Annotated in this window: 21 protein-coding genes; 7 read left to right on the top strand and 14 right to left on the bottom strand. The window is 62.1% G+C overall.

Annotated elements, in window-relative coordinates; genetic code table 11:
• Window positions 1-7 precede the first annotated feature (7 nt).
• Window positions 8-778, top strand: coding sequence for an ABC transporter ATP-binding protein (locus OS035_RS20545; protein ID WP_097626151.1), 771 nt, complete (start codon window positions 8-10; stop codon window positions 776-778).
• 129 nt (window positions 779-907) lie between these two features.
• Here OS035_RS20545 and OS035_RS20550 read toward each other — a convergent pair whose 3' ends face one another.
• A complete protein-coding gene (locus OS035_RS20550) occupies window positions 908-2,719 on the bottom strand; it encodes a chloride channel protein (protein ID WP_331814017.1) in 1,812 nt (603 codons plus the stop codon).
• 206 nt (window positions 2,720-2,925) lie between these two features.
• Between OS035_RS20550 and OS035_RS20555 the strand changes: the two genes are divergently transcribed.
• On the top strand, window positions 2,926-3,363 hold the full coding sequence (locus OS035_RS20555; protein ID WP_331814018.1) for a MarR family winged helix-turn-helix transcriptional regulator: 438 nt from the start codon (window positions 2,926-2,928) through the stop codon (window positions 3,361-3,363).
• A gap of 18 nt (window positions 3,364-3,381) precedes the next feature.
• Here OS035_RS20555 and OS035_RS20560 read toward each other — a convergent pair whose 3' ends face one another.
• From OS035_RS20560 to OS035_RS20580, 5 genes are all read right to left on the bottom strand, one after another.
• Window positions 3,382-4,290: a homocysteine S-methyltransferase family protein gene (locus OS035_RS20560; RefSeq protein ID WP_310806188.1), complete on the bottom strand. Its 909-nt coding sequence runs from the start codon at window positions 4,288-4,290 to the stop codon at window positions 3,382-3,384.
• A 123-nt stretch (window positions 4,291-4,413) separates the two neighbouring features.
• Window positions 4,414-5,103 carry an ABC transporter permease gene (locus OS035_RS20565; RefSeq protein WP_064832009.1) on the bottom strand — a complete coding sequence of 230 codons (690 nt, stop codon included), beginning with the start codon at window positions 5,101-5,103 and terminating at the stop codon, window positions 4,414-4,416.
• 13 nt (window positions 5,104-5,116) lie between these two features.
• Window positions 5,117-5,842, bottom strand: a complete 726-nt coding sequence (locus OS035_RS20570; RefSeq protein WP_331814019.1) for an ABC transporter permease — start codon at window positions 5,840-5,842, stop codon at window positions 5,117-5,119.
• A 12-nt stretch (window positions 5,843-5,854) separates the two neighbouring features.
• Window positions 5,855-6,628 carry a transporter substrate-binding domain-containing protein gene (locus tag OS035_RS20575; RefSeq protein WP_097626156.1) on the bottom strand — a complete coding sequence of 258 codons (774 nt, stop codon included), beginning with the start codon at window positions 6,626-6,628 and terminating at the stop codon, window positions 5,855-5,857.
• Window positions 6,629-6,675: 47 nt separating this feature from the next.
• Window positions 6,676-7,455 carry an ABC transporter ATP-binding protein gene (locus OS035_RS20580; RefSeq protein ID WP_097626157.1) on the bottom strand — a complete coding sequence of 260 codons (780 nt, stop codon included), beginning with the start codon at window positions 7,453-7,455 and terminating at the stop codon, window positions 6,676-6,678.
• Window positions 7,456-7,617: 162 nt separating this feature from the next.
• Here OS035_RS20580 and OS035_RS20585 point away from each other — a divergent pair, with 162 nt between their 5' ends.
• From OS035_RS20585 to mctP, 5 genes are all read left to right on the top strand, one after another.
• A complete protein-coding gene (locus OS035_RS20585) occupies window positions 7,618-8,082 on the top strand; it encodes an Lrp/AsnC family transcriptional regulator (protein ID WP_003577754.1) in 465 nt (154 codons plus the stop codon).
• Between the two features lie 74 nt (window positions 8,083-8,156).
• Entirely contained in the window at window positions 8,157-9,542 is a 1,386-nt protein-coding gene (locus OS035_RS20590) for a cache domain-containing protein (RefSeq protein ID WP_331814020.1), read from the top strand.
• Window positions 9,539-10,210, top strand: a complete 672-nt coding sequence (locus OS035_RS20595) for a response regulator transcription factor (RefSeq protein ID WP_131711180.1) — start codon at window positions 9,539-9,541, stop codon at window positions 10,208-10,210. The genes OS035_RS20590 and OS035_RS20595 overlap by 4 nt, the downstream gene beginning before the upstream one ends.
• Before the next feature lie 249 nt (window positions 10,211-10,459).
• Entirely contained in the window at window positions 10,460-10,657 is a 198-nt protein-coding gene (locus tag OS035_RS20600; protein ID WP_097626160.1) for a DUF3311 domain-containing protein, read from the top strand.
• Entirely contained in the window at window positions 10,647-12,122 is a 1,476-nt protein-coding gene (gene mctP, locus OS035_RS20605; RefSeq protein WP_088939141.1) for a sodium:solute symporter family monocarboxylate transporter, read from the top strand. The genes OS035_RS20600 and mctP overlap by 11 nt, the downstream gene beginning before the upstream one ends.
• A gap of 77 nt (window positions 12,123-12,199) precedes the next feature.
• Here mctP and OS035_RS20610 read toward each other — a convergent pair whose 3' ends face one another.
• The 8 genes from OS035_RS20610 to OS035_RS20645 form a co-directional block, all read right to left on the bottom strand.
• The gene (locus tag OS035_RS20610) at window positions 12,200-14,170 is read right to left on the bottom strand and encodes a HAMP domain-containing methyl-accepting chemotaxis protein (protein ID WP_097626161.1); all 1,971 of its coding nucleotides are present in this window, start codon (window positions 14,168-14,170) and stop codon (window positions 12,200-12,202) included.
• 477 nt (window positions 14,171-14,647) lie between these two features.
• A complete protein-coding gene (locus OS035_RS20615; RefSeq protein ID WP_331814021.1) occupies window positions 14,648-15,718 on the bottom strand; it encodes an LLM class flavin-dependent oxidoreductase in 1,071 nt (356 codons plus the stop codon).
• A 55-nt stretch (window positions 15,719-15,773) separates the two neighbouring features.
• On the bottom strand, window positions 15,774-17,141 hold the full coding sequence (locus tag OS035_RS20620; RefSeq protein ID WP_097626162.1) for an LLM class flavin-dependent oxidoreductase: 1,368 nt from the start codon (window positions 17,139-17,141) through the stop codon (window positions 15,774-15,776).
• A gap of 20 nt (window positions 17,142-17,161) precedes the next feature.
• Complete coding sequence (locus OS035_RS20625) at window positions 17,162-17,911, bottom strand: ABC transporter ATP-binding protein (RefSeq protein ID WP_331814022.1); 750 nt, start codon at window positions 17,909-17,911, stop codon at window positions 17,162-17,164.
• On the bottom strand, window positions 17,887-18,786 hold the full coding sequence (locus tag OS035_RS20630; protein ID WP_183780077.1) for an ABC transporter permease: 900 nt from the start codon (window positions 18,784-18,786) through the stop codon (window positions 17,887-17,889). The genes OS035_RS20625 and OS035_RS20630 overlap by 25 nt, the downstream gene beginning before the upstream one ends.
• A 34-nt stretch (window positions 18,787-18,820) precedes the next feature.
• Entirely contained in the window at window positions 18,821-19,846 is a 1,026-nt protein-coding gene (locus tag OS035_RS20635) for an ABC transporter substrate-binding protein (protein WP_275617528.1), read from the bottom strand.
• 269 nt (window positions 19,847-20,115) lie between these two features.
• Entirely contained in the window at window positions 20,116-20,454 is a 339-nt protein-coding gene (locus OS035_RS20640; RefSeq protein WP_012555586.1) for a hypothetical protein, read from the bottom strand.
• Between the two features lie 88 nt (window positions 20,455-20,542).
• Window positions 20,543-21,640, bottom strand: a complete 1,098-nt coding sequence (locus tag OS035_RS20645; protein ID WP_310808165.1) for an ABC transporter substrate-binding protein — start codon at window positions 21,638-21,640, stop codon at window positions 20,543-20,545.
• Window positions 21,641-21,664: the final 24 nt, after the last annotated feature.

Here is a 21,664-nt window from a genome sequence, read left to right on the forward strand (position 1 = left end):
AAGAGTGATGAGCCTCGCCCAGGACATTCGCCGCGGAGAGGTGACAATCCGTCACCTCTCCAAATCCTACAAGCTGAACGGCAGCCATCTGCAGGTTCTGAAAGATATCAATCTCCACATCCGCTCCGGCGAAAGCCTTGCAATCGTCGGCGCCAGCGGTTCGGGCAAGACGACCCTGCTCCGGGTTCTCGCCGGCCTCGAAGAGGCCGACACTGGTGAGGTGCTTGTCGACGGCAAGGCGATCCGCGGCGTCGGCGCGGAACGCGCCGTCATCTTCCAGGAGCCGCGCCTTCTTCCCTGGCTCGATGTCCTCGGCAACGTCGCCTTCGGGCTGGAAACGAGAGGCCTCCCCCGCGAGCAGGCGAGGGCGCGGGCGCGTCACTACGTCAAGCTCGTCGGTCTGCAGCAGTTCGAGGCGGCCTATCCCCGGCAACTCTCCGGCGGCATGGCACAGCGCGTCGGCATCGCCCGAGCGCTTGCCGTCCAGCCGGAAATCCTGCTGCTCGACGAACCGCTCGGCGCGCTCGATGCGATGACCAAGATCGGCATGCAGCAGGAACTCGCCCGGATCTGGCGCGATGAGGATGTGACGACCATTCTCGTCACCCACGATCTCGAGGAGGCGATCTATCTCGCCGACCGGATCCTGATCCTGCCGCGGGAAAAGGGGGCCGAACCGCGCCTGATCGACATCGATCTGCCGCGCCCGCGCGACCGCAGCGCACCGGAATTCGTCCGGCATCGCGAGCAGCTGCTGAACCTGTTCGGGCTGCATTGAAGGCTGCCGCTGCAGCCTTCGCCAAGAATATACGATCCAGGGATCGATCAGTTCGATCCCAAAGCCCTCGAAATCCCTAGGGTTGCGCGTCTCGGCCCCGCATTGCGCTGAAGAAACCGGAGGCGGCTATCAAGACTTGCTCTTCGCTCCGGCAGTCAGATAAGGCCGCCGATCCAGTTCCGCCGACCGGTAGGAGCTGCGCAGCCGTAACAGATCCTTGCGGGCGATCAGGCCGCAGAGTTTGCCGGACGCCGGATCGACGATCGGAATACGCCCATCGCCGGTCGACAGCATCAGGTCGGCGATGAAGGCAACGGTATCATCCGGATGCCCGACGGGGACGGAATCGTCCGTGACGTTTTCGGAAAGCGTCTGTAGGACCAGATCCGCCTTCCCCTGCCAGAGCAGGACATCGGCGCGCGAGACGATGCCGGCCAATCTGCCTTCCGCGTCCACCACCGGGTAGATCCGATGGGTTTTCTGCTGAGAGGCGAAGAAATCGCAGGCCTCGCCGATTGTCATCGTAACGGGAAGCGTGTCGACATCGGCGATCATGATCTCCCTTGCCCGGGAGAGTTCGAAGGGATCAACGCCATATTCGCGGGTGATGTGCTGCCCACGGCGCGCGATCTTCTCGGTGAGGATCGAGCGGCGCAACAGCAGCACCGTGACCGCATAGGCCACCACTGTTGCGGCGAGCAGGGGAACGAGCGTGCTGACGTCGCCGGTAATCTCCATCGCAAAGAAGGTGCCGGTCAGCGGCGCGCGCATGGTTCCGCCCATCATCGCCGCCATGCCGAGCAGCGCCCAGAAGCCGGGATCGTAGCCAGGCAAGACGAGGCCGACCAGCCATCCGAGCGTGCCGCCGAAGATGAGAAGCGGCGCGAGCACGCCACCCGAGGTGCCCGACGACAGGGCAAATAGCCAGATGATCGTCTTCACCAAGAGGATCGACAGAACCGCCGGCGCGAGCAGCCGATTGTTGAGCAGGCCATCGATAATGTCGTAGCCGACACCCATCGCCCGCGGCTCGATCAGGCCGCCGAGGCCGATGACGAGACCGCCGAGCATCGGCCACCACATCCAATGGATCGGCAGCGCCTCGAACAGGTCCTCGATCCGGTAGAGCAGCGTCGTCAGCAATCCCGATTGCAGCCCCGATATGATGCCCATCGCCGCACAGGCAAAAATCCCCCACCAGGGCAAATCAACCTGGAAATGGGTTAGGAACAGCGGTCCGGTGCCGAAGAGTAGCGGACGCCAGCAGATCGACACGCAGGCGGCAACGGCGACGGGAATGAAGCTGCGCGGCTTCCATTCGAACAATAGGAGTTCGACCGCCAGCATGACCGCGGCGATCGGCGAGCCGAAGATCGCCGTCATGCCCGCGGCGGCACCGGCGACGAGCAGCGTCTTCCGCTCGGCCGCGCTCATGTGGAAGAACTGGGCAAAGAGCGATCCGATCGCCCCGCCCGTCATGATGATCGGTCCTTCGGCGCCGAACGGGCCGCCGGTTCCGATCGAGATTGCCGAGGACAGCGGCTTCAGGACCGCGACCTTCGGCGACATCCGGCTGCCGCCGATCAGGATGGCTTCGATTGCCTCCGGAATGCCGTGGCCGCGGATTTTTTCCGACCCGAAGCGGGCCATCAGGCCGATGACCAGTCCGCCGAGCGGCGGCACCAGCACCACCCATAGCGAGCGCGGCACTGAAGCCAGAGAGTTAGGCTGAGTGCCGATCTCTCCGAACCAGATGACATTGGTCACCAGCGCGATCAGGCTGACGAGACACCAGGCCGCAAAGGCGCCCGCCGTGCCGACGATGATGGACATCCCGACCAGCAGGAGAACCCGCCGGTCGGTAGTGAAATCGCCGGCCTCGCGTCGGGAAAGACCGCCGGTAAAATCATGCGGGCGGTTGCTCGGTTGATGCTGCGCCATGGAAGCCTCTGCTACGCGAAAATGGGTCTGCTTGAGTGGCGTCATTATATCGTGATACGATATAAATCAATGGACGAAAGCAAGAAGGCGAAAATCTCTCGGAAGATGCTTCACTTGACCGGCCGGCGGCTGCCCATCTATTCGAGATCGGCAATAGCGCGCGCATGGATCGCCTCCTGCGAACCAAGCGGCAAAGGAGAATGAGTGTGAAGAAAATCCCGCCGCCGCTGAGACAGGAGGATTACGAGGCGCTCGCCGACCTCAGATTCGCGCTTCGCCAGTTCATGGACTTCAGTGCGTCGGCCGCACAATCGGAAGGGCTGCCCGTGCAGCAGCATCAGGCGCTGCTGGCGATCAAGGGACAACGCAGCTGCGAAACCATGACCATCGGCATGCTCGCCGAGCGGCTGATCATCGCGCCGCATACGGCGACCGAGCTCGTCGGGCGGCTGTCGGATGCCGGGCTGGTCGAACGACATGCCGATCCGGTCGACAGGCGCCGTCAGACACTCCTCCTGACCGAGAAGGCCGACGAGCTTCTGACGAGGCTGAGCGCCGTCCACCTTTCGGAAATCAGGGTGATGGCGCCGAAGCTGATCGAACTTCTGCTCGAGCTTCAAAAGACGGCGCCGAAAGTGGAGTGAACGAAGCCGCGCTGCGGCTTATCGTGAAAGCGTCTTGCCGAGACGATGGATATGAGCGGCGCCGATTCCGCAGCAGCCGCCAATGATCGTCGCACCGGCTTCGGCCCAGGAGCAGGCAAAACGCGAATAGGCATCGTCGTTCAGATCGTCGCGGGTATCGTGCAGGCCTTCATTGGCGGCCGAGGCGCCCTGTTCCCCTTCGAAGGCGTTGGCATAAACGCCAATTTCGATCTGGGCGTCCATCTTGCGGAACGTCTCGGCGGCCGTCTCGACCGCTTCTCGCATGACCTCGGGCTTGCTGCAGTTAAACAGGAAGGCTTCGGCGCCCGATGACGCCGCCCAGGACGCCGCATCCTCGACGCTTTCGCCGGAGCGAAGCTTCGGCTCGCTGCTTTCGATATCCGCTTCGTCATCGGCCAGCGTGAAGGAAATCCAGAACGATTTACCCGATCCCGCCACCGCCTGACGGACGGCCTCGCCCTCGGCGATCAGGCTCAGCGTCTCGCCGAGCCATATGTCGACGAAGGGGGCGAGGTTTTCGACCAGCACCTCGAGATAACCCTGCACCCGCTCAGGCTGAAAATTCTGCGGCTCGTAGGAGCCGAAGATCGGCGGCAGCGAACCTGCGACCAGCACCTTGCGATCGGTGGTGGAATCGGCCGCCTCGCGCGCCAGGCGGCCGGCAAGACGGATCAGCGCCGCACCCTCCTTCTGGAACCGGTCCTCGCCGATATGGAAGGGCACCAGCGCATAGCTGTTGGTCGTAATTACCTCAGAGCCGGCGGCGATGAATTCCTTATGCACCTCGCGGACGATATCCGGCGAATTGATCAGCGCCAGGGCCGACCATTCCGGCTGTTTCAATTCGGCGCCGAGCCGCAGCAGCTCGCGGCTCATGCCGCCATCGAGGATTCGTGTCCTGCTCATGAAGGGTCTCCATTCGGGCCGCCGCACCGTCACCGGCGGGCGTGCTTTTCATTTACAAAATAGTGAGTGAGTGTTGTTCGCTCCGACAGGCGGCGGGGTTTCATAGCGGGCTCTTCCGATCGGCTAACGACGAACCGGCACTTGCGCTTCGAGACCTCGAAAGACGCGGGCAATCACTGCGGTCAGGGCGAGATAGAAGAGAGTGACGACGAGCAGCGGCTCATAGACCAGCAGCGTATCCTGACGGACCTTGTTGGCCACGGCATAGAGATCCATCACCGTCACCGTGAAGGCGAGCGGCGTCGCCTTCAGCTGCATGACGATCTCTCCGGCAATGGTCGGCAGGGCGATGCGGATGGCGCGCGGCAGCCAGATGCGGCGGGTCAGCTTCCAGGGTGACAGGCCAAAGGCCCGCCCGGCTTCAAGTTCGCCCTTGGGAACGGCAAGCAGCGCGCCGCGCAAAACCTCCGCCTCATAGGCCGCATAATTCAGCGTGAAGCTGACGGCGGCAAAGAAGAAGCCCTCGCGCAGGATCGGCCAGAATAGGCTCTGGCGGATACCGGGGATCATCGGCAGCAGCGAGCCGACCCCATAGTAGAGCAGCCAGAGCTGGATCAGCAGCGGTGTGCCGCGGAAGAAGGTGCAGTAACCGCGGGCCAGCAGCCGCGTCAGCCTGCCGCCGCTGACCTGCGCGAAGGCGAGTCCGATGGCGATGATGAAACCGAACACGACTGAGATGACCAGCAGCGCCACGGTCTGCCAGGCGCCGGTCAGAAGCAGCGGCCAATAGGAGGAAATCCAGGTGAAACTCATGGGCGCGGCTTCCTCAGGCGAGACGCGGCTGTCCGCGCCGCACCCGCCCTTCAATCAGCTTGAAGGCGACGTTGGAAACAAGGGTGATGGCGAGGTAGAGAAAGGCCGAAGCGAGGAAAAACACGAAATAGTGTTTGGTGCTTGCCCCGGCAAGCCGGGTGGCGAGCGCCAGTTCCTGGTAGCCGACGACCGCGACGAGCGCACTGTCCTTGGTGACCGACATCCAGAGATTGGCCAGCCCTGGCAGCGCGTTCGGCAAAAGCGCCGGCAGCAACACGCGGCGGAACCGCAGCATCGGCCCCATGCCAAAGGCCTTGGCCGCCTCGATCTGACCGGTGGGAATGGCGAGGATCGCGCCGCGCAGCACTTCGGTCATATAGGCGCCCTGCACGAAGCCGAGCACCGCGACGGCGGCGACGAAGCCGTTCACATTGACCGGCGGCAGGTCGAGTGCCGCCAGCAGCCAGTTGAGGCCGTCGGTGCCGGCATAATAGAGGCCGACGATGAGGATCAGTTCGGGAACGGCGCGGATGAGCGTGGTGTAGAGATCGAGCACCAGGCGCAGTGCTCGATTGCCGGAAAGCTTTCCGAGCGCGCCGCCGGTGCCGAGCAGCAGGCCAATGGCGAAGGCGCAAGCCGAGATGGCGACCGTGGAGACAGCACCTGTCAAAAGAACGCCGCCCCATCCCGGAGGATAGGGAGACAGCAGATCCAGAATGCCTTGTTGAGCGGTCGCCATCTCTTGGATCGCTTACTTCGCGCCGTAGATGTCGAAGTCGAAGTATTTCTTGGTGATCGCGTCGTACTGGCCGTTGGCGCGAACTGCAGCGATCGCCGCATTCAGCTTGGCTTTCAGCTCGGTGTCTTCTTTCCGCAGACCGCCCGAAACGCCGGCGCCGAGAATTTCCTTGTCGTCGGCGACATCTCCCATCTTGGCGCAGCAATCCTTGCCGCCGTCGCTCTTCAGGAAGGCGTCGAGTGCCAGGGAATCGCCGAAGACGTAGTCGATGCGGCCGGAGGCCAGATCCTGGAAAGCCTCGTCGAGCGTCTGGTAGGTTTTCTCCTCGGCAGCATTGGCAAAATACTTCTTGTAATATTCAGACTGAATCGTCGACACCTGGATGCCGATGGTCTTGCCCTTCACGTCTTCGGCCGTGGCGCCCGGCTTCTGGTCCTTGGGACCGATCAGGGTGCTCGGCGTGTTGTAATATTTGTCGGTGAAATCGATCACCTTCGAGCGTTCCGCCGTGTTCGACATCGACGACCAGATCACGTCGAACTTCTTGCTCTGGAGAGCCGGAATGAGACCATCCCAGGAAATGTCGACGATCGAGCATTTCTCCTTCATCTCCGTGCAGACGGCGTTCATGAAGTCGATTTCCCATCCGTGCCACTCACCCGAGGCGTCCTTGGCAAAGAAGGGCGGATAGGATTCGTTCATGACGCCGAAGCGGACTTCGGCCTGCGCGGTGACCGCGGAAAGCGCAAGTGCGGCGCCGGCAAAAAGCATGGGGAGCAGTTTCATTCGCAGGATTCTCCTGGTTCGTGGGTGTCGATGACGGCTGGTGTGGATCAATGGGCGCTGAGACGAGTGAATTCCCGGCAGCGGGCGCTGACCGGCGCTCCGAAGACCTGTTCCGGCGGCCCTTCCTCCTCGATCCGTCCCTGATGCAGGAAGAGGACACGGCTCGAAACATCCCGGGCGAAGCGCATTTCATGGGTGACGATCAGCATGGTCCGGCCTTCTTCCGCGAGATCGCGGATGACTTTCAGGACCTCGCCGACCAGTTCCGGATCGAGCGCCGATGTCGGCTCGTCGAACAGCATGACGGCGGGATCGACGCAGAGCGCCCTGGCAATCGCCGCGCGCTGCTGCTGGCCTCCGGAGAGGAAGGCGGGATACGTGTCGCGCTTATCAAAAAGCCCAACCTTGTGGAGCAGGGCTTCCGCCTTTTCGATCGCCTCGCGCTTGGATATGCCCATGACATTCACCGGCGCCTCGATGACGTTTTCCAGCACGGTGCGATGGGCCCAGAGATTGAAACTTTGAAAGACCATGCCGAGCCCCGTCCGCAACCGCTCGATCTGCCGCCAGCTCTGCGGCTGCAGCCGCCCGCCGCGACCGGCTTTCAGCACGACTTCCTCGCCGTTCACCGCAATGCGCCCGCGATCCGGTGTTTCCAGGAAATTGATGCACCTGAGAAAAGTGCTCTTGCCGGAGCCCGACGAGCCGATGATCGAAATCACATCGGACTTGTAGGCCTCCGTCGAGATACCCTTGAGAACCTGTTGCGAGCCGAAGCTTTTATGGAGATCTTCGACGCGAAGAGCAGGAAAGGGTTGATCCGACATGCAGGGGTCCGGCTGAACTGAGTTTGCGAAGGATAATGATAAAACAACGCGGTTTTTTCGCGCAATTATCACCTCTTTTGCATATTATGCGCAAAATAATCTTCCTCACGCATCGAATGCGGCGAAATCTATGAAATGCCATAACTGGAATTGGACTGGACAATGGAACAGCTGGATCGTTTTGACCGTGACATTCTCGATATCGTTCAGCGCGACTGCCAACTGAAGGCCGAAACGATCGCCGAACGGGTCGGCCTGTCTGTCTCGGCCGTGCAACGGCGGTTGAAGCGGCTGCGCGAGGAGGGGATCATCAAGGCGGAGGTCGCCGTCGTCGATCGGAAAGCGACGGGAACATCGATGGTGTTCATCGTCGGCATGGAAATCGAGCGGGACAATTACGACGCGCTGGCGAAGTTCCGCGTCTGGGCGGAGAAGCAGGATCATATCCAGCAGGTCTATTACGTCACCGGCGCCGTCGATCTGATCGCCATCGTCACCGCCCGCGACGTCGAGCACTATGACGATATCGCCGCCCTGATCATGGCTGACAATCCACAGATCCGCCGCATGCACACCAATGTCGTGCTGCGCGACGTCAAGCTCGGCCTGTTCGTGCCCCTGGAATAGCGCCGGATAAGCCCCTGGACTCGCAATCGGCAAAGGGCATAATTCCGGGCGCAAATTCTCGGGAGGAACGAGCCTTGACGTTACGACACCAGATCATCGCATTGGCGATCGTCCCGCTCGTCATTTCGATCCTTGCGATCACCACCTTCATCACCTGGCAATCGGCAAACCTCGCCAAGAACAGCATCGACACGTTCGAGCAGAACATGCTGAAGACCAAGGAAGCCGAGATCCTCAACCTGACCAATCTTGCCCTCTCCGCCATCCAGACAATCTATGACAAAGCCGGGGCCGACGACGAAGCCGCCAAGCAGCAGGTGGCTGAAATTCTGACCTCGCTCGACTACGGCAAGGACGGGTATTTCTTCGTTTACGACTACGCCGGCAACAATATCGTCCATCCGCGCCAGAGTTTCCGGCATGGCCACAATTGGCTCGACCTTACCGACCCGGATGGCGACAAGGTCATCGCCGAACTGATCGCCACGGCCAAGGCAGGCGGCGGCCTTCATCAGTACAAATGGCAGAAACCGTCGACCGGGCAGATCGCCGACAAGCTCTCCTTCGTCGTCAGCCTCGACAAATGGAACTGGGTCGTCGGCACCGGCGTCTATCTGGATGACGTCTTTGCCCAGAGTGCCGCCGCCAATGCAGTGACGCGCGCCAACATCAGACGGACCTTCGTCATCGTCGCGCTGATCGCCGTGCCTTCGGTGCTGGTCGTGTTCACCACCTGCATGCTGCTGACCTTCCATGAGCGCCGCATGGCCGACAGCCGGCTGAAGGAACTGACGCAGCGGGTCATCGACACCCAGGAAGAAGAGCGCACACGGCTGGCGCGCGAGCTGCATGACGGCATCTCCCAGACCCTTCTCGGCGTGCGTTATGCAATGGATCTCGCCGGCCGCAAGGTCAGGACCAATGTCGACGAGGCCGCGCTGACCATCGAGCGCGGCGTCGAGGCGCTGAACGGCGCCATAAAGGAAATACGGCTGCTCTCGCATGATCTGCGCCCGCGCGTGCTCGACGATCTCGGCCTGACGGCGGCGCTGGAGGCGCTCTGTCATCACTTTGCCGAACGGACGGGGATCGAGACGGAGATAGACGCCTTGGGCTTTACCGGCATGCTGAAGGCGGAAGCCAACACCGCGCTTTACCGCGTCGCCCAGGAGGCCTTCAACAATGTCGAGCGACACGCGGGCGCCTCCCGGCTTACGGTCAAACTCTGGAGCGACGGCGGCCGCGCCCGCATGACCATCTCCGACAACGGCACCGGGTTCGCTGGCGCCAGGGATGGCGCTTCCGGCAGCTCGGGTCTGGGCCTGCGCAACATGCAGGAGCGGATGGCACACTTCCGGGGCCTGCTACTGATCGAGAGCGGCGAGGCCGGCACGACTTTGACGGCGATGATGCCGAGATCGGCCAATCTGCCCGCCGGCAAGCAGGCGGAAGCCGCATGAACGAACGCCCGAAAATCAAGGTGCTCCTGATCGACAACCATCCGCTGGTGCTGGACGGGCTGAAAGCAGTGCTCGAAACCTTCGACCATATCGAAGTAGCGGGCACTGCCGGACTGGCCCAAACCGGGCTTGATATCGCCCGGCAGGTCCAGCCGCAGGTGGTGCTGATGGACATCAACATGCCGAAGCTCAGCGGCATCGATGCGATCGAATTGTTCCGGAACGAGCTTCCGCAAACCCGCGTCGTGATGCTTTCCATGCATGACAGCCGCGAGTATATTTCCTCGTCGGTCCTGCATGGCGCCGCCGGTTATGTGCTGAAAGACGTGTCGACCGACGAGATCGTCGCGGCCATCGAGACAGTGGCTGGCGGCGGTACTTATTTCTCCTCCGGCGTCTTCGACGCGCTGATGGGTGAGCGCGTAGAAGAAGGGAGCGATCCCCTGACGCCGCGCGAGCGCGACACGCTCGGGCTGATCGTTGCCGGCAGGAGCAACCGCGAGATCGCCGAAGCGCTCGGGATAAGCGCCGCCACGGCGGAAACCCACCGCAAGAACCTCAAGAAAAAGCTCGGCATCGCCACCACGGCAGGCCTCATCCGCTATGCGCTCGACCGTGGCATCGCCTCGAAAAGCGAAGGAAATCCGCGCCTACCCACTTCTGGGTAGGCCCCGGTATTTCGCCTCTGCGCCCATCTTGTGGGGATAAAACCAACGCCCTAGGACTCCAGTCACGGCTGGCCAAGTGCCAAGCCGTTGGGAGGAATTCACATGCGTTACATCAGCTTCCGATCCGCCGGAAAAGCTCGAGCGACCCGAAACGGGCCTGCTGCCGCCGCTGGCTGAAAGACCTGCCTTCCACGCCGACAACTGGAACATGGCGACCGCCGCCGCGCGGCGCCTGAAAGGTATTCCGACATGGAAAAACCACGTAGCAAGGCAGCACTCTGGCTGCTGATCATCCCTTACATAGGTCTGCTCTGGCCATCATTTTACAATCTCCGCGAGCCGTCGCTTTTCGGCTTTCCCTTTTTCTACTGGTATCAGCTTCTCTGGGTGCCGATCACAGCGACGCTGACCTGGATCGCTTATCGGAGCGTGCGCCATGACGACTGACATCAATGGCACGGCGCTTGCCGTCTTCATCTTCTTTTTCGTCCTCGTCACGGTCATGGGCTTCGTCGCCAGCCGCTGGCGCAAGCCCGAGACGCTCGCCCACATCGATGAATGGGGTCTCGGCGGCCGCAACTTCGGCACCTGGATCACCTGGTTCCTCGTCGGCGGCGATTTCTACACCGCCTACACTGTGATCGCTGTCCCGGCACTAGTCTATACGGTCGGCGCCTACGGTTTCTTCGCGCTGCCCTATACCATTGTCGTCTATCCCTTCGTCTTCATGGTCATGCCGGTTCTGTGGAAACGCGCCAAGGATTTCGGCTATGTGACGGCCGCCGACGTCGTCCACGGCCAATACGGATCGCGCGGCCTCGAACTCGCCGTCGCTGCAACCGGCGTCATCGCCACCATGCCTTACATCGCCCTCCAGCTCGTCGGCATGACGGCGGTCCTGAAGGCGCTCGGGCTGCATGGCGAACTGCCGCTGGCGATCGCCTTCATCGTGCTGGCGCTCTATACCTATTCGGCGGGCCTGCGCGCACCGGCGCTGATCGCCTTCGTCAAGGACATCATGATCTATATCGTGGTTATCGCAGCCGTCGCACTGATCCCGTCGAAGCTCGGCGGCTACGCCAATGTCTTCGCCTCTGCCGATGCGGCCTTCCAGGCCAAGGGCTCCGGCAACCTGCTGCTCGGCGGTAACCAGTATGTCGCCTATGCCACGCTCGCTCTCGGTTCGGCGCTCGCAGCCTTCATGTATCCGCATACGCTGACGGGCATCTTTGCATCCAACAGCGGCAAGACTATCCGCAAGAACGCGATCATGCTGCCCGCCTATACGCTGCTGCTCGGCCTGCTGGCACTGCTCGGCTATATGGGCCATGCCGCCAACCTGAAGCTCGACAGCGCCAATGATGTCGTTCCGACCCTGTTCAAGACGCTGTTTTCAGGCTGGTTCTCCGGCTTCGCCTTCGCGGCGATCGCCATCGGCGCACTGGTGCCGGCGGCGGTAATGAGCATTGGTGCGGCCAACCTCTTCACCCGCAATTTCTGGAAGGCCTATGTCGACCCCAAGGTCAGCGACGCGGGCGAGGCCAAGGTCGCGAAGGTGACGTCGCTGGTGGTGAAGGTCGGGGCACTGCTTGTCATCATCTTCCTGCCGACGCAGTTCGCACTCGACCTGCAACTGCTCGGCGGCATCTGGATCCTGCAGACGCTTCCGGCCCTGGTTTTCGGCCTCTACACCAACTGGTTCCGTGCACCCGCCCTGCTGGCCGGCTGGTTCGTCGGCTTCTGCGGCGGTACCTTCCTCGTCTGGGATGCCGGCTGGAAGCCCCTGCATATGATCAGCCTCGGCGGTGAACCCTTCACCGTCTATACCGGGCTGCTGGCGCTGGCGGCAAACATCGCCGTCGCGGTGGTGATCAATGCCCTGCTTCCGGCCAAGGTTCCGGCTCGGGCGTAAGACAAAAATACGAAGGGCAGCAAACGCTGCCCTTCGTCCTTTTATTTTTCAGCAGAAGCTGAGGAGAGGTTGGGCGATCAAAACTCCTCCCAATCGCCAACCAATGCCGCATTGCCCTGGGTCGCATTCCCCTGGAACGACCTGCCCACCTTGGCGATCATCTGGCGTGCCGGCGAGGCCACGGGTTGAGCATGCTGTGCCGGGGCCGCCGGCTGCGATACGCGCTTCGGTGCTGCTACTCCGCCAATGTTGAACTGGCTGAGCAACTGGAACAATGCATCGGCTTCCTTGGCGAGGTTATGAGAGGCGGCTGTCGCTTCTTCCACCATGGCGGCGTTCTGCTGCGTGCCCTGGTCCATCCTGTTGACGGCGGTATTGATCTCTTTCAGTCCTGTCGCCTGCTCTTGCGAAGCGCCGACGATCGCGCCGACATTGCCGTCGACCTGCTGCACCTGCGCCGCAATCTCCTGCAGGGCCTTTCCGGTCTCGCCAACCAGGGCGACGCCGTTTTTCACGTGGCCGTTCGAAGCGTTGATCAGTTCCTTGATTTCCTTTGCCGCCTTGGCGGAACGCTGCGCCAATTCACGCACTTCCTGGGCAACGACGGCAAAGCCCTTGCCGGCTTCACCGGCGCGGGCGGCTTCGACGCCGGCATTCAGCGCCAAGAGGTTGGTCTGGAAGGCGATCTCGTCGATGACGCCAATGATGCTGCCGATTTCGGTGGCGGAGGATTCGATCTTGCCCATGGCGTCGACCGCATCCCGCACGACGCTGCCCGAGCGTTCCGCATTGTCCTTGGTCTTGCGAACCAACTGGCCTGCTTCCTGAGCCTTGTTGCTCGAGTCGGCGACGGTGGTGGTGATCTCTTCAAGGGCAGCGGCGGTTTCTTCGACGGAGGCGGCCTGCTGTTCGGTCCGTTTGGCGAGATCGTCCGAAGCGGAGCGGATCTCTTGCGCGCCGGCTGCGATGGCGCTGGCGTTCTGGGAAACCTTCTGCATGGCGGCGCGCAGCTTTTCGACGGCGGCATTGAAGTCGGCTCTGAGCTTTTCGAGGGACGGAATGAACGGCGTGCCGATCTGCTGCGTGAGATCGCCATCGGCCAGCGCCTGCAATGCAGTACCAAGCTGGCCGACCGCTTGGTCCGTCTGCTCGGCAAGGGTGCGGCGTTCATCGGCATCCTGTTCGAGTCGATGCCGTTCCGCGACCGCCCGCTTGGCTTCCGTGTCGGCTTCCCGCTCAGCCTTTGCCGAAATGGCATCGCGCAGGCCGGCGACGGCGCGCGCAAGCGTGCCGATCTCATCGCCGCGCGCTTCGAGGCGGCGATCGCCATCGAGATTGCCTTCCGCCATCGCCTTCAGCGAAAGCTGCAGTTTTGCCAGCGGGCCAACGATCGTACGCGCGGTAATCGCAGCCGCAACGATCGAAAGAAGAGCTGCGATGCCGAGCGCCGTCAGGACCATCGGCTTGAAGCCGCTCGCCGTGCTGCGGACCTCACCGCCGATCGATTTGTTAAATGCTTCCTGGTAGTCGATGAATTTGTTGATGGCGCCGAGCCAGGCAACGAAGGCCGGTCTTGCCTGTTCGAGCAGGATCTTGCGGGCAGCCTCGCCATCACCCTTTTCCTGCAGCGCAATGATCTGGGCGACCAGGGGATTGGTTTTCGCCTGGATGTCGGCGATCTCGCTCAGAATGGTCTTTTCCTGATCCGTCGCACCCGCCGGCGATGCAACCATCTCCGCCATGCGTTTTTCGTTTTCGGCGTAGGAGGCCGCGAGCTTTTCGATCAATGCCTCGGCCGCCTTGCGTTCATCGGCGGACGTCACCAGGGTCACATCGCGAATGGCGATCGCCCGATCGTGCACGCTGCCGCGATAGTTGATGGCAAAGCGCTGCTTGACGCTGTTGACGTCGTTGATCGTTCCGAGATTGTTGTTGATCTCCGCGACCTGCACCGCCGAGTAGATGCTGAGGCCGGCCATCAGCACGATCAGAAAGCTGAAACCAAGGGCGAGACGCATCGCGATCCCGAAACTCTTAATGCTGTTCATTCGCGCGCTCCATCGTGTCGGCGAGGTTTAAAGGTGTCTGTGACCAGGATCTGTCCCCGAACGCCTCCGCCGGCCACCACTACACGCGTCGCCTCCAAAGCGGGCGCGCGTCAGGGTACCAACGTCGATTTCATGCGGGATTTCGGGATACCTGGCCGGCCATCATGGCGTAGGTGACGATCCTCAGAACGTCGCTCCGATATGCTTAAAAATAAGAGGAGATATTTTAGAGAGTGTAAACGAAGCCTACAGGGCGTCATTATGCTGCGATTTTTGTATATTTCGTCGTATTTGCTGCACAACCACGAATGGTCGGAGGTGACCCCATGGCTCGAAGTCACCTGTTCGATCGGCCTAACTGTCGGTCCTTGGCCAATACTTGGAGGCGGCGCTGCAGGTGGCCGACGCCAATTTCTGCGCCGCCAAGAATACCGGCCGCAAACGATACGTGTCGATGGCGAGCTGTCGCCTCCTGCTTCAGTCGCGCAGTAGCGGCAAGAGCTGATCGCCTTGCCGCTTGATCTCGGAGAGATAGGGCGTGTCGGACAGCACGAAATGCGTGATCCCGAGATCCTGGTATTTGCGCAGCGAGCGGGCGACGTCTGCCGGTGAACCGACCAGCCAGGTGGTGCCGGCACCGCCGCCGCCGAACCTGCCCGGCGCGGTATAGAGATTGTCGTCGAGGACGTCGCTGCGTTCATGGAGAGCAAGCAGCCGCTGCTGGCCGACGGCGAGCACGCGCTGGTGATCGTGCCAGCCGGCGCCCTTGCTTCTTGCCATCTCGGCGACCTTCGCTTCGGCGTCGGCCCAGGCCTCATCCGTCGTATCACGGACCAGCGTCGTTATCCGTAGCCCGAATTCCAGCGGCGGGAGGTCGCGGTCGAGAGCCCGGCTCAGCCCCTTGAGCCGTCCGATCCGATCCCGGACGCCCTCGAGCGGCTCGCCCCAGAAAAGCTGGACATCAGCCTCGGTGGCCGCCACCCGTTCGGCCGCTTCCGAGGCGCCGCCAAAATAGAATTTCGGATGCCGGCGGTTGCCGCGAACCTCGATGCGCGGCACCACGGTGGATTCGGCGACCCGGAAATGGTCGCCTGCCGAGGTGACGTTTTCTTCGGTCCACAGCCTGCGGACCAGCCGCATGAATTCCTTGGTCCTGGCATAGCGATGCGCCTGGTCGCCCTCGCTGTCGCCATAGGCGGCCAGATTGTCCTTGCCCGAGACGATGTTGATCCGCACCCGGCCGCCAGTCAGATGGTCGAGCGTTGCCGCCGCGGAAGCGAAGTTCGCCGGCCGCCAATAACCCGGCCGGATCGCAATCAGCGGCTCGAAGCTGGTGGTGCGCGCGGCGAGCGAGGCCGCGACGGTGAACGTGTCGGGACGGCCCCAGCCGGTGCCGATGAGCGCGCCCTTCCAGCCATGCTCTTCCAGCGCCTTCGCGTGGCTGGTCAGCGTGTCGAGGCTGTTGTGGTTGTCGACGGCGGAATCTCCGCGATGACTTGGTCTGACGTCGTTGGGAATATACCAGAGAAATTCGGAATGCTTGCTCATGCGATGCCGGTTTATTCGGGATTGGAAGAAGGAGGCCAAGGAAGGACCGGGAAGATCATACGGCTGCCTGCACGTCCTGCCCCCGAAGCGCAAAACCGTTCGGCGGGCGCCCGAGACCGAGGTTCTCCCGCAGCGTCGTGCCTTCATATTCATGCCGGAACAGGCCGCGTTTGCGCAGGATCGGCACGACCTGATCGACGAAATCGGTGAGAGCCGTGGGCAGGATCGGCGGCATGATGTTGAAGGCGTCGGCGGCACCATTCTCGAACCAGATCTGCATCGCATCGGCAATCTGCTCGGGCGTTCCGACGACAGTGCGATGGCCGCGCGCGGTGGCGACCGCCAGATAGAATTGGCGCAGCGTCAGATGATTGCGCGAGACCAGGTCGGAAACCAGCTTGAGGCGGCTTTTGTTGAGTTCGGTATTGTCAGGCAGGGGAGGGGCGGGATCATCAAGCGAATAGCCGGAAAGATCGACGCCCCTATAGTGGCGGGCAAGGATATTCCAGGCGATAGCGGGATGCACCAGCGATTGGATATACTCATAATTCGCTTGAGCTTCCGCCTCCGTACCGCCGAGAACAGGGAATATGCCGGGACTGATCAGGAGGTCGTCCGGCCGCCGCCCGTAACGGGCAAGCCGCCCCTTGACGTCGGAATAGAATTCCTGGGCATCCTCGATCGTTTGGTTGGCGGTAAAGATCATCTCGGCGGTGCGTGCGGCAAGCTCGCGTCCGGGTTCCGATGCGCCAGCCTGCACGATGACGGGATAGCCCTGCACCGGACGGCCGACATTGAGCGGACCCGCCACCGAGAAGAACTTGCCCTTGTGATTGACGAGATGCACCTTGTCGGGATCGAGATAGACCCCGCTTTGCTTGTCGCGGATAAAGGCATCGTCCTCGTAGGAATCCCACAATCCCTTCACCAGGTCGACGAATTCCTCGGCCCGCTCATAACGATCGGCATGGGCGGGATGGCCTGCGATCGAAAAGTTCTTCGACACGTCGGCGCCCGTCGTGACGACGTTCCATGCGGCACGGCCCTTGGAGATATAATCCAGCGACGCGAATCTGCGGGCGAGAAGGTAGGGGTCCTCGTAGGTCGTCGATGCCGTGGCGACGAAGCCGATATGACTGGTCGCCTGGGAGAGGGCGGCCCAGAGTGTCAGCGGCTCGAAATGAGCGCCCTGGGCAATGCGGCGAAACGCTTCCGGATCCGCGGCCCGCTCCCATCCCGCCGGGCTGTCGGCGACGAAGACGAGATCGAACTTCCCGCGTTCGGCGGTCTGCGCCAGGTCCCGGTAGTGATCGATATTGAGGCCGGCATCGGCCTGCGCATCCGGATGGCGCCAGGCGGCGATATGATGGCCGGTCGCCATGATAAAGGCGCCGAGCCGCATTTGCCGTTTCGATGTGCTCATTGGCTTGCTTCTCCGCTATATCAGGCTGCTCTGCGGCCGGGGACGCTGACCCCGAGCCGGCCGAGAAGATGGCTTCGGAACTTTGCAAAACGCGGATCGCTGTGATCGCGCGGCGCCGGCAGATCGATCCTGAGATCCTCGATGAGCCGGCCTTCGTCGAGAACCAGAATCCGGTCGGCCAGCGAGATTGCCTCGTCGACGTCATGGGTGACGAGCAGCACGGCGGGACGGTGCCTTGCACATAATTCCCGCAGCAGATCGTGCATCTTCAGCCGGGTCAGCGCGTCGAGCGCGCCGAAGGGTTCGTCGGCGAGAAGCAAGGCCGGCTCGCGCACCAGGGAACGGGCAAGCGCGACCCTCTGCTGCTCGCCGCCGGAAAGCTGGTTCGGCCATGCCGTTTCCCGCCCCGCGAGTCCCACTTCCGCCAAAGCCTTCCTGCCGCCTTCCTGGCCGGTGGCGCGGGGCAGGCCGAGCGTGACGTTCTGGATGGCGCTGCGCCAGGGCAGCAGGCGGGCATCCTGGAAGACCACGGAAAGCCTTTCCGGCGTCTCAAGCGTGCCGCTTCCCTCCACACCGTGATCGAGACCGGCAAGGGCCCTGAGGAATGTGCTCTTGCCGGAGCCGCTGCGGCCGAGCAGGGCAACGAATTCGCCTTCTTCGATATCGAGATCGACACCGTCGAGGATCGTCTTCGCTGCAAACCGGCGGACGAGGTTTCGCACATGGACGGCCGTGGCCGCCGGCTTCAGTTTGCCAGGGTGCGGCGCCATGAGAGAGCCCTCCGTTCGATGAGGCGGACGAGGCCGTCCGAGACGAGACCCAGGAGCACATAGACCACCAGGCCGACGAGGATGACATCGGTCTGCCCGTAATTGCGGGCGAGATCGATCATGTAGCCGAGCCCGCTGGTGGCGTTGATCTGCTCGACGACGACAAGGGAAACCCAGCAGAGGGTGACGGCAAAGCGCAGCCCCAGCAGGAAACCGGGCAAAGCGCCCGGCAGCACCACTTGGAGGATGAAGTCCTTCTGGCTCATGCGCAGCGTCTCGGCCAGTTCGACATAGCGACTATCGATGCTGCGCAGCGCATTGTGGGTGTGGATGTAGATCGGCACGATGACGGCAAGCACGATCGTCGTAACCTTCATGCTCTCGCCGATGCCGAACCACAGGATGAGCAAGGGGATCAAGGCGAGCGTGGGTATCGCCCGCTTGATCTGAACCGGTCCGTCGATCAGCGCCTCGCCGATCCGGGAAAGACCGGCGATGACGGCCAGGATCGTTCCGATCAGCAAACCGATGCCGAGGCCGAGCAGAGCGCGCGTCGCTGACGTCACGAAATTGTCCTGCAGGCGGCCCTGTTCCAAAAGCCGCGCGAAAGCCTCGACGACCGTCCACGGTGCCGACAGGATACGCGGGTCGATCCATCCGAGCGCCGAGCCGGCGACCCAGGCCAAGACAAGCAATGCCGGTCCGATCTGCAGCCCGAAAGGTATCGCCGGGCCGGGACCCAGCCTGCGCCGGGCGCGCGCGCCGGCAGAGCCGGGAAGACCAACCGGCCTTGCCGCGCGTAAACCCGCCGGCGCAATTCTGCCGCCTGACCTCAGGGACAGGTTCGCTTCATCTGCATCCCAAATGGTTGCCATGCTTGAAATCTCCTCCTGAATGGAATGGGGAACGTTAAAGGCCCTTGGCCAAAGCCGCCGCACCCAGCTTTTCGAAGCGATTGTCGAAAATCTGCTCCACGTCGAACGGCTTGTAACCGAGCTCGTCCGCTAGCAGGTTGATCGTTTCCTGATGACGCTTCTTCACCTCGCTCCAATCGGAGGGAACGATCTGCTCCCCGGTCATCTTGACGAGATATTCCCCGTCGTCCTGGCTGAGGCCCTGCTGACCGACGTAATATTCCTTGATCCAGAGGTCCGGGTTGCGGTTCACCCATTCGGTGGCGCGCGCCCACAGGCCGACATATTCAGCGAGGGCAGCCGCCTTGGCGGGATCATCCAGAACCCATTGCGGAGCATAAAGATGGCCGGGATCATCGCGCAGCCCATGTTCGAGGAGAGTCGCGCCATCCGGCCCGTATTGCGTGATGTAGCGCCTGATATAGACGCTGCCGAGCGGCGCGATGTCGACCTGTTTGCCCGCCAAGGCCTTCGGATAGACATCGCCGGTGCTTGGCAATTCCACGAGAGTGACGTCGCTGCTCTTCAGGCCGGCGGTGTGAAGCGCGCGCAGGACGAGAGTGCCCTGGGCCTGACCGGGGCTAAACGCGATGCGCTTGCCGCGGAAATCAGAGAGCGTCTTGACGTCGGCGCCAGGCGCGATGCCGAAGCGGTAGATCGGATTGGCGATCGGGTCGCGGCGTTCGCGATAGGCGATGTTGCGGACCGGCAGGTTGTTCCAGTTGGCGAAGATCGAGGGGATCTCGGCCACCGAGCCGACGTCGAGCGCATGGGCGCGGAAGGCTTCCGATGTCTGCGGTCCGCCGCTGATATTGGCCCATTTCACTTCGAAAGTGAGCTCCTTGTCGAGGCCAGACACTTCGAGAGCCTTCTGCGTGACCGGGTCGCCGATCGTCAGCGCGGTGCCCGGCGGCACTTTAGCAAGGAGGGGCGCGTCGGCCTGGGCTGCGGCCGGATTGTGAATGGCGCCGAAGCCAAGCAGACTGAACAACGCGATTTTGAATGCTTTTGCCAATGTCATCGTCGATCTTCCCGTTTCGGATTGCTGATTGCAGGAACGATGCACGGTAAGATGGAACATTATCCACTAAATCTATAGACTATTTAATTCAATAATCACGTCGCTGATAAAAAATTGTGCCAAAGCTCGGGTCGCTGGCCCGATTGGGCGCCCCCGAGGATTGCCGATGCCCAGACGAAAAAAGGCGCCTGAGACATATGCCGCAGGCGCCTTGTGGTCACTCCAGTCTTCGACTGTGTCTTGAAGCCGGCAGATGTCAATCGCTGACGTCAGGCAGCGGCCGGCGGGTATTCGTTGGCCTGGAATACGTGATGATGCACCTTGCCGGTGAAGAGTTGCAGGAGTTCGCCGGTAACTTCACGGCTCTCGAAGCGCACATCGGAACTTAGCGCTGCGCTCACCGCATCCATATCGGGATAACGGATCGCCAAGGCCATGGCATAGACCGGGGCGCCTTCATCGCGCTCCATCCCGTCCAAGACCCGAACTTCCTCGGCGCCTGGAAATTTCGTCCATAGAGGAACGAGCCGCTCCCTGACAAAAGCGCGGAATTCCTCTTCTCTGCCGGGATGGATTTCGCCTTCAAACAAAGCATAACGGATGATCATAGGTTCTCTTTTCCAAAACTCGCCGGAGCCGGATCGATATGATGGGGGAAAGTGAGGGCGTATCGATCGATACGCCCTGATTGGAGGCTTATTTGCCCCAGATTTTCTTATACTGATCGCGATAGCCGTTATCGGGATCGAAGCTATTCTTCGGTCCGCCGTCGAACTCGACGTTCGCGCTGGTCACCACATGCAGCGGCGACACATAGCCCGACCACGGGGCGCCGGCGAAAGCGCGGTTCAGCTCATCGACGAGCTGCCAGCCCTGGAGGTTGAGCGGTTCGGCGACCGTGACGGCCTGGAACTGCTTGGCGCGGATACGCTGATAGGCGCTCTCCGAACCGTCGCCGGCTGCAACGTTTACCGGCTTCCCGTCGCCGGCGATGCCGGCTGAGGCAAGCGACGGTCCCATGAAGTCGTAGTAGAGGTCGTTGATCGCCAGAGAATGCGTCCACTTGGCGCCGTACTTCTGCAGCAGCGACGTGGTCAGCTGCGGCATGCGCTGGGAGGTTTCGGCGATCGGCGTGTCCACATATTCCAGCACGGTACCGCCGAGATCCTCGATCTCTTTCTTCATGCGGTCGGCCTTGGCAATTGCAATTGCATAGGTCGAGTCGGTGAAGATGATGACGCCCGGTTTGCCGCCGGCGTCGACGAAGGCCCAATCCGCCGCCGACTTCGAGACTTCCATCGCATCGGTGGTGACGTTGGCGAAAACGCCGACTTCGGGAACCGGACCGACGGCCGAGGCGGCATGCCAGGAAACCATCGGAATGCCGGCCGCCTTTGCCGCTTCCATCGCCGGCTTCTGCTCGACCGCGTCGAAGCCGTTGATGATGATGCCGTCGGGCTTCAGCGCCATGGCCTGGCCGAAGGCAGCCGTCCGTCCGCCGATCGAGCCGGCGCCGTCAAGCGCCTTGACCGTCCAGCCCAGGGCGCCTGCCGCTTCCTGAACGCCGTTGACCACGCCGAGAATGCCGCCGTTCTTCATATCGCCAGCAAGAATGACGATGTTCTTTCCGCTAGCAGCCTTGGGGCCGCTCGTCGGGCCATCCCATGCGCTCACCTTGGAAGCATACTTGTCGACCACGGCCTTGGCGTCGGCCATGGAATCGGCCATTGCCGGCATGCTGAGCATAACGGCGACGGTTGCGACCGTTGCCTGCAATAAAGTCCTGCGCTTCATGTTCACTCCTCCATTTTGTTTGTT

Origin of the sequence: Rhizobium sp. 268 (assembly GCF_036571585.1) — a bacterium.
Classification (GTDB): Bacteria; Pseudomonadota; Alphaproteobacteria; order Rhizobiales; family Rhizobiaceae; genus Rhizobium; species Rhizobium redzepovicii.

What these genes read in the sequence shown, in the direction of transcription:
- mctP (WP_088939141.1), top strand. Translation starts at nt 10,647, where the DNA reads ATGACGACTGACATCAATGGCACGGCGCTTGCCGTCTTCATCTTCTTT.
- OS035_RS20600 (WP_097626160.1), top strand. Translation starts at nt 10,460, where the DNA reads ATGGAAAAACCACGTAGCAAGGCAGCACTCTGGCTGCTGATCATCCCT.
- OS035_RS20615 (WP_331814021.1), bottom strand. Translation starts at nt 15,718, where the DNA reads ATGAGCAAGCATTCCGAATTTCTCTGGTATATTCCCAACGACGTCAGA.
- OS035_RS20630 (WP_183780077.1), bottom strand. Translation starts at nt 18,786, where the DNA reads ATGGCAACCATTTGGGATGCAGATGAAGCGAACCTGTCCCTGAGGTCA.
- OS035_RS20635 (WP_275617528.1), bottom strand. Translation starts at nt 19,846, where the DNA reads ATGACATTGGCAAAAGCATTCAAAATCGCGTTGTTCAGTCTGCTTGGC.
- OS035_RS20575 (WP_097626156.1), bottom strand. Translation starts at nt 6,628, where the DNA reads ATGAAACTGCTCCCCATGCTTTTTGCCGGCGCCGCACTTGCGCTTTCC.
- OS035_RS20580 (WP_097626157.1), bottom strand. Translation starts at nt 7,455, where the DNA reads ATGTCGGATCAACCCTTTCCTGCTCTTCGCGTCGAAGATCTCCATAAA.
- OS035_RS20550 (WP_331814017.1), bottom strand. Translation starts at nt 2,719, where the DNA reads ATGGCGCAGCATCAACCGAGCAACCGCCCGCATGATTTTACCGGCGGT.
- OS035_RS20560 (WP_310806188.1), bottom strand. Translation starts at nt 4,290, where the DNA reads ATGAGCAGGACACGAATCCTCGATGGCGGCATGAGCCGCGAGCTGCTG.
- OS035_RS20545 (WP_097626151.1), top strand. Translation starts at nt 8, where the DNA reads ATGAGCCTCGCCCAGGACATTCGCCGCGGAGAGGTGACAATCCGTCAC.
- OS035_RS20585 (WP_003577754.1), top strand. Translation starts at nt 7,618, where the DNA reads ATGGAACAGCTGGATCGTTTTGACCGTGACATTCTCGATATCGTTCAG.
- OS035_RS20595 (WP_131711180.1), top strand. Translation starts at nt 9,539, where the DNA reads ATGAACGAACGCCCGAAAATCAAGGTGCTCCTGATCGACAACCATCCG.
- OS035_RS20570 (WP_331814019.1), bottom strand. Translation starts at nt 5,842, where the DNA reads ATGGCGACCGCTCAACAAGGCATTCTGGATCTGCTGTCTCCCTATCCT.
- OS035_RS20640 (WP_012555586.1), bottom strand. Translation starts at nt 20,454, where the DNA reads ATGATCATCCGTTATGCTTTGTTTGAAGGCGAAATCCATCCCGGCAGA.
- OS035_RS20565 (WP_064832009.1), bottom strand. Translation starts at nt 5,103, where the DNA reads ATGAGTTTCACCTGGATTTCCTCCTATTGGCCGCTGCTTCTGACCGGC.
- OS035_RS20620 (WP_097626162.1), bottom strand. Translation starts at nt 17,141, where the DNA reads ATGAGCACATCGAAACGGCAAATGCGGCTCGGCGCCTTTATCATGGCG.
- OS035_RS20625 (WP_331814022.1), bottom strand. Translation starts at nt 17,911, where the DNA reads ATGGCGCCGCACCCTGGCAAACTGAAGCCGGCGGCCACGGCCGTCCAT.
- OS035_RS20610 (WP_097626161.1), bottom strand. Translation starts at nt 14,170, where the DNA reads ATGAACAGCATTAAGAGTTTCGGGATCGCGATGCGTCTCGCCCTTGGT.
- OS035_RS20645 (WP_310808165.1), bottom strand. Translation starts at nt 21,640, where the DNA reads ATGAAGCGCAGGACTTTATTGCAGGCAACGGTCGCAACCGTCGCCGTT.